This window comes from Acidithiobacillus acidisediminis (assembly GCF_023277115.1).
In the GTDB taxonomy this organism is placed as follows: domain Bacteria; phylum Pseudomonadota; class Gammaproteobacteria; order Acidithiobacillales; family Acidithiobacillaceae; genus Igneacidithiobacillus; species Igneacidithiobacillus acidisediminis.
The window spans coordinates 1,668,569-1,680,609 of record NZ_JALQCS010000001.1; the positions used below are offsets into that span (position 1 = coordinate 1,668,569).

11 protein-coding genes are annotated in these 12,041 nt (G+C 58.3%); 4 read left to right on the forward strand and 7 right to left on the reverse strand.

The window, feature by feature from the left end; genetic code table 11:
- Nucleotide 1 precedes the first annotated feature (1 nt).
- Nucleotides 2-988 carry an ADP-glyceromanno-heptose 6-epimerase gene (rfaD, locus tag M5D89_RS08405; RefSeq protein WP_248885373.1) on the reverse strand — a complete coding sequence of 329 codons (987 nt, stop codon included), beginning with the start codon at nt 986-988 and terminating at the stop codon, nt 2-4.
- 54 nt (nt 989-1,042) lie between these two features.
- On the opposite strand from rfaD, the gene M5D89_RS08410 reads away from it, so the two are divergent.
- Nucleotides 1,043-3,040, forward strand: a complete 1,998-nt coding sequence (locus M5D89_RS08410; protein WP_248885374.1) for a cation:proton antiporter — start codon at nt 1,043-1,045, stop codon at nt 3,038-3,040.
- A gap of 27 nt (nt 3,041-3,067) precedes the next feature.
- Nucleotides 3,068-3,919 carry a fumarylacetoacetate hydrolase family protein gene (locus M5D89_RS08415; RefSeq protein ID WP_248885375.1) on the forward strand — a complete coding sequence of 284 codons (852 nt, stop codon included), beginning with the start codon at nt 3,068-3,070 and terminating at the stop codon, nt 3,917-3,919.
- A gap of 9 nt (nt 3,920-3,928) precedes the next feature.
- Here M5D89_RS08415 and speA read toward each other — a convergent pair whose 3' ends face one another.
- From speA to M5D89_RS08430, 3 genes are read right to left on the reverse strand one after another with little or no spacing between them, the layout of a single operon-like run.
- Nucleotides 3,929-5,818 (reverse strand): biosynthetic arginine decarboxylase, encoded by a 1,890-nt coding sequence (gene speA, locus M5D89_RS08420; protein WP_248885376.1) that lies wholly within the window; start codon nt 5,816-5,818, stop codon nt 3,929-3,931.
- Between the two features lie 60 nt (nt 5,819-5,878).
- Nucleotides 5,879-7,276, reverse strand: a complete 1,398-nt coding sequence (locus M5D89_RS08425) for a PhoH family protein (RefSeq protein ID WP_248885377.1) — start codon at nt 7,274-7,276, stop codon at nt 5,879-5,881.
- Nucleotides 7,273-7,749 (reverse strand): peroxiredoxin, encoded by a 477-nt coding sequence (locus M5D89_RS08430; RefSeq protein ID WP_248885378.1) that lies wholly within the window; start codon nt 7,747-7,749, stop codon nt 7,273-7,275. The genes M5D89_RS08425 and M5D89_RS08430 overlap by 4 nt, the downstream gene beginning before the upstream one ends.
- 100 nt (nt 7,750-7,849) lie before the next feature.
- Between M5D89_RS08430 and M5D89_RS08435 the strand changes: the two genes are divergently transcribed.
- Nucleotides 7,850-8,329 carry a Fur family transcriptional regulator gene (locus tag M5D89_RS08435; protein WP_248885379.1) on the forward strand — a complete coding sequence of 160 codons (480 nt, stop codon included), beginning with the start codon at nt 7,850-7,852 and terminating at the stop codon, nt 8,327-8,329.
- Nucleotides 8,330-8,354: 25 nt separating this feature from the next.
- On the opposite strand, the gene M5D89_RS08440 is transcribed toward M5D89_RS08435, so the two are convergent.
- The gene (locus tag M5D89_RS08440) at nt 8,355-9,113 is read right to left on the reverse strand and encodes an HAD-IA family hydrolase (protein ID WP_248885380.1); all 759 of its coding nucleotides are present in this window, start codon (nt 9,111-9,113) and stop codon (nt 8,355-8,357) included.
- Nucleotides 9,114-9,270: 157 nt separating this feature from the next.
- On the opposite strand from M5D89_RS08440, the gene dksA reads away from it, so the two are divergent.
- Nucleotides 9,271-9,726, forward strand: coding sequence for an RNA polymerase-binding protein DksA (gene dksA, locus M5D89_RS08445; protein WP_248885381.1), 456 nt, complete (start codon nt 9,271-9,273; stop codon nt 9,724-9,726).
- 21 nt (nt 9,727-9,747) lie between these two features.
- Here the strand turns inward: dksA and tilS are convergent, their stop codons facing one another.
- Nucleotides 9,748-11,109 (reverse strand): tRNA lysidine(34) synthetase TilS, encoded by a 1,362-nt coding sequence (gene tilS / locus M5D89_RS08450; protein WP_248885382.1) that lies wholly within the window; start codon nt 11,107-11,109, stop codon nt 9,748-9,750.
- Complete coding sequence (locus tag M5D89_RS08455) at nt 11,087-12,037, reverse strand: acetyl-CoA carboxylase carboxyltransferase subunit alpha (RefSeq protein WP_248885383.1); 951 nt, start codon at nt 12,035-12,037, stop codon at nt 11,087-11,089. The genes tilS and M5D89_RS08455 overlap by 23 nt, the downstream gene beginning before the upstream one ends.
- Between the last annotated feature and the right edge of the window lie 4 nt (nt 12,038-12,041).

Here is a 12,041-nt window from a genome sequence, read left to right on the forward strand (position 1 = left end):
CTCAATCCTTATCCTGTAACCATGCGATATAGCGCCTAACCCCAGTCTGCACGTCGAGAAAGGGGGCGTGATAGCCAGCGCTGCGCAGGTTGCGGATATCTGCCTCGGTGAAACTCTGGTATTTGCCGTGCAAGGCCTCAGGCATAGGCACGTATTGCAGGATCCCTTGTGCCTGCAGCTCGGCGCCGCTACGGATCGGGTTGCCCGCATTTTCGTCGATGGCCTGGATGACCGCGACAGCAACCTCGTTGAAGCTCTGCGCCTTTCCTGTCCCCACATTGTAGATACCGGATCGCGGCTGTTCGAGGAAATGCAGATTCACGGCAACGATGTCATCGACGTGAATGAAGTCGCGCCGCTGCTCGCCATCAGCGTAACCATCGCTGCCGGCAAAGAGGCGCACCTGGCCTTCCTGGCGATACTGCCGAGAAAAATGCAACGCCACCGAGGCCATGCGTCCTTTGTGAAATTCCCGCGGTCCATAGACATTGAAAAAGCGAAAGCCATGCACGGGTGCGCGCAGTTCTGACCACTGCGCTCGAAGATATTGGTCAAACTGAAACTTGCTGAAGGCGTAGACATTCAGCGGCTTCTCTGCAGAGCGGTCCTCGCTGAACTGGCCAGTCATGCCATAAACCGAGGCGCTGGAAGCATACAAAAAGGGTACCTGATGTTCCTGGCACCAATGGAACAGCGCCTTGCTGTGGGCAAAGTTGTTCTCCATCACGTAGCGGCCATCGCTGGCCATGGTGTCGGAACAGGCCCCTTGATGGAAAATAGCGTCAATTTTCCCGAAGCGCCCAGCGAGAAGTGCTGGCAGAAAACTCTCCGCCTCAAAATAATCCCGAATGTCCAGATCGGCCAAATTGCGAAACTTGTCTGGCCGCTCTAGATGATCACTGACCAGAATGTCAGATATTCCCCGTTGATTCAGTGCGTGGACGAGATTGGCGCCAATGAATCCCGCGCCGCCGGTGACTATATGCATATCTGTAGGGCCCTCCTTTGCGCTATCATAGCAAAAACCCCCTGGTGAGGAGCTATGCCCGATCAATCCTTATTGACCGTCGTCGTTTTGCTGGCTGCTGCAGTGCTCCTGGTTGCTACCGCCCGCAAGATACGCTTGCCGCCAATCATTTCCTATCTGCTGGTAGGAATGCTGCTGGGTCCGCATGCGTTGGCTTTGGTGCCCGATGAAGAGCGGATGCGCCACCTGGCAGAATTCGGCGTGGTATTCCTCATGTTCAGTATCGGCCTGGAATTCAGCCTGGCGCAATTCGTTCGCATGCGCCGCTTGGTCTTTGGCCTGGGTGGGGTACAGGTCGTTCTGACCGCCCTCGTCTTCCTGGGGGTCGCACTCTCCTTTTCCTTGTCTTGGCAAACCGGTGCTGCCTTGGGTGGCATCCTGGCCATGTCCTCCACGGCGATGGTGGTCCGTGCCCTTGCCGAGCGTCTTGAAACCCAGAGCCGGCACGGGCGGATTGCCATCAGTATCCTGCTTTTTCAGGATTTGGCGGTTATTCCCCTGCTCATCCTCATCCCGGCCTTGGCCGGTTCGACAGAAACCCTCCCCCACGATCTGGCCATAGCGGGTGGCAAGGCGGTTTTAGCGCTGCTGTTGTTGGTGTTGATTGGCAGACCATTGATCAGCCCCTGGTTTGAATGGGTGGCGGCGCGCAAGTCGAATGAGTTGTTCATGCTCAACCTCCTCTTGGTTACCTTGGGCCTGGCCTGGATTACCGAAGCTGCTGGACTCTCCCTGGCCCTCGGCGCCTTCATTGCCGGCATGCTCCTGGCGGAAACCGCGTACCGCTATCAGGTGGAGGCAGATATTGCCTCCTTCCGCGACATTCTGTTGGGGCTCTTTTTTGTCACCATCGGCATGATGGTCAATGTGCCGGTCCTCCTGACCTACCTGCCTTGGGTCCTGTTGGTGCTGGCATTGATCTTTCTGCTCAAGGGGGGCTTGGTCTGGGCCATTTGCCGTCTCACCGGCTTCGAAAATGGCGTATCGGTTCGCAGTGCCGTGGTCCTGGCGCAAGCCGGAGAATTTGGCTTTGTGCTGATTTCTCTCGCGAGTCAGAAAAATCTTTTACCTGCAGACGTGTTGCAGCCAGTGCTCGGTGCCATGCTGCTTTCCATGCTGCTGGCACCGGTATTGGTGCAGTACAACGGACAAATTGCCCGCCTTCTCGCGCCGGCCTATCGCAACCGCCGCCAGCAGGTTCTGGAAGAGGTACGGCAGCAAGATATGCGGGAGCATGTCATCATCTGTGGCTATGGACGCGTGGGTCAGAGCATTGCCCGGGTGTTGGAGGATGAAGGCGTTCCCTATCTCGCCCTGGACCTCGACCCAACGCGTGTCCGTCAGGCACAGGCCGCTGGAGAGTCGATTTTCTATGGTGACGCCAGTCGCCGCGATATGCTGCAGGCCGCCGGGATTTTTCATGCGCGTGCTCTGGTTATTACCTATGGAAATGCGCAGGAATCAGCGCGGGTCTTGGCAGTGGCCAAAGAGTTGCGACCGCAGATTCCGAGTGTAGTGCGCGCTCATGACGACAGTCAGATGGAAGCTCTGGAGGCTGCTGGTGCGGATGAGGTCATCCCTGAGGTGACCGAGGGGGCGCTGATGTTGGCCTCCCAGACCCTGCTGCAGATCGGCTTTCCGTTGAGCACGGTGCTTCGCCGGGTACGGCGTTTTCGGCAAGAGCGCTACAGTCTGTTCCGGGGAAATTTTTGGGGCGGATCAGAGCCTGGTGAGGAGCAATCCTCCCCCCGTCTTTTTTCGATTTCCCTGGGTGAAACGGCGTATGCCGTCGGACGTCGATTGGGAGACTTGCCGTTGGAGAAGCTTGGCGTGCGGATTGCTGCGGTGCGCCGTTTCGGCATTCGTGGGCGGGACCCCTCCCCAGACACGTTGCTGCGCCAGAGGGATGTATTGGTGCTTTTTGGGTCGCCGGAATCCTTGACGGAGGCGGAGCGCTACGTGCTCCATGGTGATCAAGAGGAGAAACCCGCGGCCACGGTCGAGCCAGTCTAAGAATTTTATGCGTAAGGAGAGATTGTTATGCGTTGGAGTTTGATGGAAATCGCCAAAAGGCCGGAAATTGTAGTCTGGCGCGATGAGAACGCTTATCTTCTGAGCGATCTGGGCAAGGATTTTAGCCCTGCCGAGGTATTGCATCCCAGCGCCCGGCTGTTGGACTGCTGGCAACAGGATTGCTGCTGGTCGAATCCGGTGGATCTGCGCGAAGGACGCTATCTGCCACCGATATTGGGGCAAAAAATTCTTTGTGCTGGCCTGAATTACCGCGATCATATCGAGGAAACCAAGAGTAAGGCGCCGGCATTCCCCAACCTCTTCATACGCTACCCGGATTCTCTGGTGGGCCACGAGCAAGCCATCGAAATTCCGTCGCTATCTTCTCAGTTGGACTACGAAGTCGAACTGGCAGTTGTCCTGGGTCGGCCACTATCTGGCGCTCTCAGTCGGGAAGAGGCCTTGGCGGCAGTCGCCGGTTATAGCATTTTCAATGATGGTAGTGTTCGCGACCTTCAGTTTCGCAGCAGTCAGTGGACCTTGGGTAAGAATGTGGCTCATACGGGGGCAATGGGCCCCTGGGTGGTCAGTGCTGACGAATTACCGGAGGCAGGCAGAGGCTTGACGCTGCAGACCTGGATTGAGAAGGAATGTCTTCAGGATGGCAATACGGCAGATCTGATCTTCGACGTAGCCGACCTACTGATCGCCATCGCTGCCGCCATTCCTCTCGGTGCTGGCGATGTGTTAGCCACCGGTACCCCAGCCGGAGTGGGATTCAGCCGGCAGCCTCCACGATTTCTGCAGGCAGGAGAAATCTGCGAGCTGCGCATTGACGGGATCGGTGCTTTGCGGAATCCCATCCGGCAGGCAGGATAAGCTCTCTTTTTACTCCAGGTAGGTATAGCCCTGCAAGCCGTCGCGGAAATCACGCAGAAAGGTTTCCCGTTCCGAGGCCGGGATCTGGCTACTGTGTGCAAGCTTTCTCTCGAATTGGCGCAACAATTCATCTGCCGAAAATTGCACATACTGCAATACCTCGGCCACGGTATCTCCCGGTACGGCACCTTCCAGGCGGACGGCGCCGTTGGGCTCACAAAGCACATTGACGGCATCGGTATCGCCAAAGAGATTATGCATGTCACCGAGTATTTCCTGGTAGGCGCCAACCAGAAATACGGCAAGGTAATACGGCTCTTCGGGCCGCAAGGAATGTACTGGCAGGGTGGGACTCAGACCGTCCGCGGTGACGTAGGCATCGATGCGGCCATCGGAGTCGCAGGTAATGTCCTCCAGTCGGGCACGACGATCCGGACGCTCTGTCAGCCGTTGTATGGGCATGATGGGAAAGACCTGGTCGATGGCCCAAACATCCGGTAAGGATTGGAACAGCGAAAAATTGGCAAAATATTTGTCCAGGAGTTTTTCTTCCAATTCGTCGAGGATCTCCCGGTGGGCGCGCTTGGCCGGATCCAGCAGGGCGCGACAGCGCCACATCAAGTGCGCGTACAGTCGCTCCGCCTGTGCCCTGCCCGCCAAATCGAGCAGACCCAGTTTGAATTCCTGTTGCTCCTCGCCCAGTCGAAAAACGGCCTCTTGGTAGACTTCCAGGGCTGTGCGCGCGTCGGGACTGTGTTGGACGCGTGCGAGCAGTCTGACCCACGGATTACTGTGATCCTTGGGAAGATCATTTTCCGCCAGGGACTCCCCGGCTGCTGCTTCGACATCGATGACATCAAATAAGAGCACGGCATGATGCGCTGTCAGGGCACGTCCTGATTCTGAGATGATCTGAGGCTCGGGTAGTGCCTCCTGGCGACAGATCTCGGCCAGACCGCCCACCACGGCCTGGGCGTAGTCCTCGAGGCGATAATTGGTGGAGCAGTAGGCCCGGGAGTGCGTTCCTTCATAATCGACGCCCAAACCCCCGCCGACGTCAACCACACGCAAATCCGCCCCGAGGCGACGCAATTCTGCATAGAGCCGCGCGCACTCGCGCATACCGCCATGGATGTATTGAATGTTGGGGATTTGCGAGCCCAGGTGAAAATGCAGCAACTGCAGGCAATCCAACGCATCTGCGGCAGCAAGATCGGCGACAAGGCGCAGAATTTCTGTAGACGAGAGACCAAATTTCGATTTTTCGCCGCCGGTGTTCTGCCATTTTCCGGCACCGGCAGAGGCCAGGCGGGCCCGCACACCAATACGCGGCTGCACTTGCATCTCGCGGCTGATCTGCAGGATGCGCGGTAATTCAGCACTCTTTTCGACGACGAGATAGACCTTCAGGCCCAATCGTTCGCCCATCAAGGCCAGACGGATATACTCTGCATCCTTGTAGCCATTGCAGATCACGGTGCCGCCGACCGGCATCAGGGCCAGGACCGTCAGGAGTTCGGGTTTACTGCCTGCCTCGAGGCCCAGACATCCCGCACCGGCATGGAGAATCTCCTCGACGACGCGGCGTTGCTGATTGACCTTGATCGGATAGACCGGCGTGTAGCCGGCGCCATAGTTCTCACGCTGCATGGCCTGCGCAAAGGCCTGTTGCAGTGCCTGTAAACGCTGCTGAAGGATTTGCGGGAAACGCAATAGACAGGGCAAACCCAGGCTTTGGCCGCGTAGCCGCGCGATAATGTCGGCGAGTCCAGCACGCGCCGGATCTGAGGCACCATTGGGCCGTACCCAGAGCTGGCCGTCATTGCCGACCTCGAAAAATCCCTCGCCCCAATGGGCAAGATTATAGAGATTACTCGTATCTTCCGGCGCCCAATCCATCGCACTCCCCTTTTCGGCAGGCCACAGTCTAGGGCCTGCAGGAATAGCGCTCAAGATCAGCTACAGCGCTTCGTTGGCGTAGTCTGCCAGGCGCGAGCGCTCGCCACGACGGAGGGTGATGTGGCCACTGTGCTCCCAGTTCTTGAAACGATCCACCACATAGGTCAGGCCTGAGGTGGTCTCGGTGAGATAGGGGGTATCGATCTGCGCGATATTGCCGAGGCAGACGACCTTGGTGCCAGGCCCGGCGCGGGTGATGAGGGTCTTCATCTCCTTCGAGGTGAGGTTCTGTGCCTCATCGACGATGACAAATTTTTCCAGGAAGGTACGCCCGCGCATGAAGCTCATGGACTTGATCCGCAAGCGCTTGCCGATCAGATCCTGGGTAGCGCTACGGCCCCAAGCCCCTGCCCCCTCGGGACCACGGGAGAGGATTTCCAGATTGTCCTCGATGGCGCCCATCCAGGGCTGCATTTTTTCTTCTTCTGTGCCGGGCAAAAAGCCAATCTCGTCGCCAACGGGCACTGTTGCTCGGGTAATGATAGCCTCGCTATAGCGTTTTTCCTCGAAAATCTGCTGTAACGCTGCTGCCAGGGTGAGCAGGGTCTTCCCAGTGCCCGCTGGCCCGAGGATGCTGACAAAATCAATCTCCGGATCGAGAAGCAAGGCCAGGGCATAATTTTGTTCGCGATTGCGCGCGCGAATACCCCATACCGCATTCCGTTCTGTGCGGTAATCATTGATCCGCTCGATGATGGCGTGATCCGGCGCGACCGTGCGGATGATCGCAGAAAAATCTTCGCGCTGATCTCCTTGCGGGCTGAGCTGAATGAATTGGTTGGGATGCCAGTACTCCACCGCCGGGCCGCGCAGGCGATAGAAACTACGTCCGTTTTCCTGCCACGCGTCGAGATCGCGACTGTGATGGTCCCAGAAATCGGGCGCCAGGTTGTCTACGCCGGTATAGAGCAGATCGGCATCTTCCAGGGCGCGATCGTTCTGGTAGTCTTCAACATGGATTCCCAGGGTGCGACCCTTGATCCGCAGGTTGATGTCCTTGCTGACCAGAATCACTTCGCGGTCGGGGCGTAAATTCTGCAAGGCCAGGGTAACGGCGAGAATCTCGTGGTCGGCCTTGCCGCCGGCCAGATCTTCTGGGAGTTTCTGCTGGTAGGCGGCGGTTTGAAAGAAAAGGCGACCCTGGGCATACGGTAACGGCAGGCCTGCCTCGAGATCACTATCGTTAGCGAGCATTTCGTCCAGGTGCCGACTGACCTGGCGCACATTGCGCGCCTGCTCGCTCAGCCCCTTTTTATGCTGATCGAGCTCCTCCAGGACAATCATCGGCAGGAGGATGTCGTGTTCCTGGAACCGGAACAGCGACGCCGGATCGTGCATCAGGACATTGGTGTCGAGAACGTAGAGGCGCTGCTGTCGCGCAACCGATTCCGCTGTCATTCGGCGAGCTTTTGGACGATGCCCAGAATTTTTTCTGCGTGTCCTGCAGCCTTCACCTTGCGTTCGATATAGGCAAGTCGACCATTGCGATCGATCACGAAGGTGCTGCGCTCGATGCCCAGGTACACCTTGCCATAATTCTTCTTTTCCTGGATCACATCGTATGCGCGACAGAGCGCTTCATCGGGATCGGAGAGCAAGGAGAAGGGAAATTCGTACTTGCAGGCAAATTTCAGATGACTGGCAACACTATCCCGGGAAACTCCAAGGATTTCGGCGCCCGCGGCCTGAAATTGGGGATAAAGCCCGGTAAATTCCTGTCCTTCGGTGGTACAGCCCGGTGTATCGTCCTTGGGATAGAAGTAGAGCACCACGATCTTGCCACGCAGGTTTTTGGAGTCTATGGATTCATCACGCTGATTTTTTGCGTTGAACTCTGGGGCTACTTGACCGAGTTCCAATGGTTCTGCCATTTCTTTGTTCCCCTCAATTGCGTTTTGATGAATCTAACGCGAGCCTCGCGTAGCTGTCCAGTTGCTTTGCTGCAACCCCGCAGCGCGGTACCATGGGCACATGGCACGGGCATTAGACATAACGGCACAAACGACAGAAGCGGAGAACAGAGTCCGGGCGGCGGGGCAGCGGCCAACCCGTGCTCGCCTGCAAATTCTGCAAGCCCTGCTCGATTTGGCGCAGCCGGTCAGTCATACCGAGATTCAGGAGCATATTCAGAGCCGTTGGGCAGAGAATATCGATCGGGTCACCCTCTATCGCGGCTTGGAATGGCTGGTGCAGCATCAGCTCAGCCACCGCATCACCGCCGACGACAGAGTCTGGCGCTTCAGTGCCATCAATCCCGAGCATCCGTCTCATCCGCACTTTCATTGCGTGCGCTGTGGTCAGGTCCTCTGTCTTCCGGAGAGCCAGCTCCCAGCACCACAGCTTCCTGCGGACTATCGGGTAAAAGAAGTCGAGGTCGTGGTCAACGGTATTTGTCCCCATTGCCAGCGTTCGGCCCCGGAATGGCCGGGGCATCATCCATCGGGCGATTGAGAAGATCCATACCGGACAAGTGGCCTCAGCCCCGGGTGAACCAATGTTGCAGCAGGACGAGATCGGTGACGACTTCTCGACCGGCCTCTGGTCCCTCGAGGACTTTTCCTGGTGCACCAGGCTCGCCCAGCTGATCCAGCACCCGGAGGGCACCAGAAAAATCCTGGCCCGCAGTGTAATCCGTCTGGGTGATCAAGACCGGCAACTGAGCACCCAGGGCCGACCGCAAGCCATTCTCGGAATCCTCCAGGGCTAGACATTCACCTGGCAAAAGCTCCAGACGCTGCAGGACGTGCGTGTAGATGTCCGCCGCTGGCTTTTTGTGTGGAACGATGTCCCCGGCACCAATGTAATCAAAGCGGCCCCATCCCTCTTCCCCCAGATTGCTCTGCAATAAGGCCGCGACATTGTCTGGTGTGGTCGTGGTGGCAATCGCCAGGCGTAGTCCAGCTGTCTCTGCTTCTGCGAGGAGGCGGTGGATGCCCGGACGCAGGGGAGCAACCCCCTGGGCGATGATCTCTCCATAAATCAAGGTCTTGCGTTGGTGTATCGCGCGAATGTCGGTGGCGCTCAGTTGTGGATACTGCGGATGATCAGCGAGAAAGCCGCGCAGGCGTTCCTTGCCACCGGTGATCTTGAGGTACTTGCCGTAGGTAGGGACATCCCATTGGAAGGGCAGAGAAAATTCCGCGAAGGCCTGGTTGAAGGCCACGCGATGCGCGTCGCGCTCTGTATCGGCCAGAGTTCCATCGACGTCAAAAATGAGGGCGCGCAGATGAGACATCTTGAATTTTCTCCTATGGTAGTGTGTGTAATCCGCATGCGTGCTGGTAGACGGATCGGCCGGTAGCTTACACCGGAACCGTCTCTGTTTGCCAAAGGGCAGAAACTCTGCTAAACCATGCCGGATTTTTCTTCATACCCAAACAGGAACAGACACCATGACGGATAGCGCTGCGGCAATCACGCCCAAAAACCCGCAAGAGCTTCAGGCCTTCACCCCGTATCAACCGGGAGCCGATGAAGAATACATGAGCGCCGGCCAGATCGCGCACTTTCGTAAGATTCTGGAAGACTGGCGTAGCGAGTTGATGGCGGAAGTCGACCGTACGGTGCAGAACCTGCAGGTGGAAAATGTCAACTATTCCGACCCGAATGACCGGGCTAGTCTGGAAACCGATATGGGGCTGGAACTGCGGGCGCGGGACCGCGAGCGCAAGCTCATTCGCAAGATCAACCAAGCACTCGGGCGCATTGATGCGGGGGAATATGGTTACTGCGAGGCTTGCGGTGTAGAGATCGGCCTGCGGCGTTTGGAAGCACGGCCCACGGCAACCTTGTGCATCGACTGCAAAACCCTCGAAGAGAAACGCGAACGGCAGATGGCCCCGGACTGAGGGCGTTCACCGCATTCACCGCTAGTCGCTGGCCAGCACGACCCACAGAAGCTCCGTGCTGGTCTCCTGCGGCGGCGAGCGCTGGTAGAACCCGGGAATCCAGAGAATCTCTTCAGCAGCCGAAAAAAGAATGGGGATATGGCTACGCAAGAATGGTGGCACCCCCAGTTCCAGGAGTAGCTTTTTGATTGGGCGATGCTGGCCGGCTGGGTTCCGGTAACCCAGCCCCGGCGCGCGCAGGGACCAGGACAGGCGGCTGTTTTTCAGCTCTTCGCCGCCAATCGCCACGGCGTCCCCTCCCATCCCAGGTGGCGGCACCCTGCCCTTTCCCCAGCACCATCGAAATCCCTCCCCCTGCCCCTCCGGATACCCAGGCTGCCAGTCCTGTTCAGTGATACTGTAGGCGGGTAACTGCGGCCAGAGTTGCAACTGCTCGCCCTGTCGCCAAGCATGAACGCCCAGAAATTCGATACTCTTGCCGCCTTGTTGCGCGCCACAGAGTTGCCGCAGGCGTTCCAGCATGGCCTGATCCGGGACGGGCAGATCTTGGTCCCGTAACCAGTGACGGAGAAATACGCGCTGCAAGGCCGGTGCGAGCTGCGTGATCTCGCCCACGCTGAGCTTGTGCGCGACAACGGGACTCTGGGACTGAGGGGGTTGGGTCAGGGATGCATACCAGGCATCTTCTACTGCTAATTGATCGGCAATGTTGGCGGCAGAACGCGCGATGCACTCGGCAGCCTGAGGCCAGCCCAGATCCTCCAGCAAGGGCCAGATGCGACGCCGCAGGCGTACTCGGGCATAGCGTAGGTCGTCATTGGCAGGATCCTCCAGCCAGTGTACGCCGCGCTCCTGCAGATATTGGCGCAACTGGAGGCGAGAAAGGCCCAGAAAGGGGCGAGCCAGTATGCCTGCACCCAGGCGGCGTCGCTCCGGCATGGCGGCTAAACCGGCGATCCCGGCACCGCGCAACAACTGCAAAAAAAGGGTCTCCGCCTGATCGTCACGATGCTGGGCGGTCAGCAAGCAGTCTCCTTTCCCCAACTGTGCGGCGAGTAAGGCATAACGTCCACGTCGCGCGCGATCCTCTGGCCCTTCTCCGTCCTGATCAGCGACAAGGTCCAGCACCTGGCAGGAGTAACCATGGCGCTCAGCCTGTTCCTGCGCGTACGCAGCCCACTTGTTGCTGTCCGCGTGCCAGTGGTGATTGACGTGGAGCAGTCGTAGTTGCAGACCCAGGGCGTGGGCCGCGAGCATCATGGCCGTGGAGTCCGCGCCGCCACTGAAAGCAAGAAAAAACGATTGCTCTGGCGCGTAGCCCCATTCCACAAACAGCTTTTGCCGTAGCTGCGCTTCCGGCTCAGGCTGCGCCGACGACACCATAGTGCATCAGGCGCTCGTAGCGATGACTGAGCAAGCGCGCGCTTTCCATACCCTGCAATGCCTGCAGTTGCTGCGCGAAAGACTCCGCTACTCGACTAAAGACCAACTGGGGATCACGATGGGCGCCCCCCAAGGGTTCGTCGATGACTTCGTCGACCAAAGCCAGGGCCTGCAGGCGCCGCGCCGTGATTCCCAGGGTCTCCGCAGCCTCGGCTGCCTTGCTGGCATCTTTCCAGAGGATGGAGGCGCAGCCCTCAGGAGAAATGACCGAATAGACGCTGTGCTCCAACATGAGCAAGCGGTCGCCGACGCCAATGGCGAGAGCGCCACCGGAGCCTCCTTCGCCAATCACCAGGGAAAGGATGGGTACGGCAAGGTCCGACATAACCGCGAGGTTGCGGGCAATGGCCTCACTCTGACCCCGCTCTTCCGCCCCGATTCCCGGATAAGCGCCGGGGGTGTCGATAAAAGTGAGCACCGGTAAGTGAAAACGCTCCGCCAAGCGCATCAGGCGCAAGGCCTTGCGGTATCCTTCGGGGCGAGGCATGCCGAAATTGCGTTGAATTTTTTCCTTGGTATCGCGCCCTTTTTGCTGACCAATCCAGAGGATCCCCTGTCCCTGAAAACGGGCTAGACCGCCAACAATGGCGGCATCATCCGCGAAACTGCGATCGCCGGCGAGAATTTCTACCTCGGTAAAGAGCGCATTCACGTAATCCAAGGTATAGGGGCGCTGCGGATGGCGCGCCACTTGCACGGTTTGCCAGGCACTGAGCTTGCTGTAGATCCGCTGCAATTCCTTGCGCGCCTTGTTCTCCAGGCGTTTGATGTCATCCTGAATGCCGGGCTGATTAAGGGCCTTCAGTTCTTCCACCTTGCCTTCGAGTTCGGCGATGGGTTGTTCAAAATCGAGATATTGCAGCTTCACCCGT

Bases quoted from the DNA above. Each gene is read 5' to 3' on its own strand.
- rfaD (WP_248885373.1), bottom strand. From the start codon at position 988: ATGCATATAGTCACCGGCGGCGCGGGATTCATTGGCGCCAATCTCGTC.
- M5D89_RS08410 (WP_248885374.1), top strand. From the start codon at position 1,043: ATGCCCGATCAATCCTTATTGACCGTCGTCGTTTTGCTGGCTGCTGCA.
- M5D89_RS08415 (WP_248885375.1), top strand. From the start codon at position 3,068: ATGCGTTGGAGTTTGATGGAAATCGCCAAAAGGCCGGAAATTGTAGTC.
- speA (WP_248885376.1), bottom strand. From the start codon at position 5,818: ATGGATTGGGCGCCGGAAGATACGAGTAATCTCTATAATCTTGCCCAT.
- M5D89_RS08425 (WP_248885377.1), bottom strand. From the start codon at position 7,276: ATGACAGCGGAATCGGTTGCGCGACAGCAGCGCCTCTACGTTCTCGAC.
- M5D89_RS08430 (WP_248885378.1), bottom strand. From the start codon at position 7,749: ATGGCAGAACCATTGGAACTCGGTCAAGTAGCCCCAGAGTTCAACGCA.
- M5D89_RS08435 (WP_248885379.1), top strand. From the start codon at position 7,850: ATGGCACGGGCATTAGACATAACGGCACAAACGACAGAAGCGGAGAAC.
- M5D89_RS08440 (WP_248885380.1), bottom strand. From the start codon at position 9,113: ATGTCTCATCTGCGCGCCCTCATTTTTGACGTCGATGGAACTCTGGCC.
- dksA (WP_248885381.1), top strand. From the start codon at position 9,271: ATGACGGATAGCGCTGCGGCAATCACGCCCAAAAACCCGCAAGAGCTT.
- tilS (WP_248885382.1), bottom strand. From the start codon at position 11,109: ATGGTGTCGTCGGCGCAGCCTGAGCCGGAAGCGCAGCTACGGCAAAAG.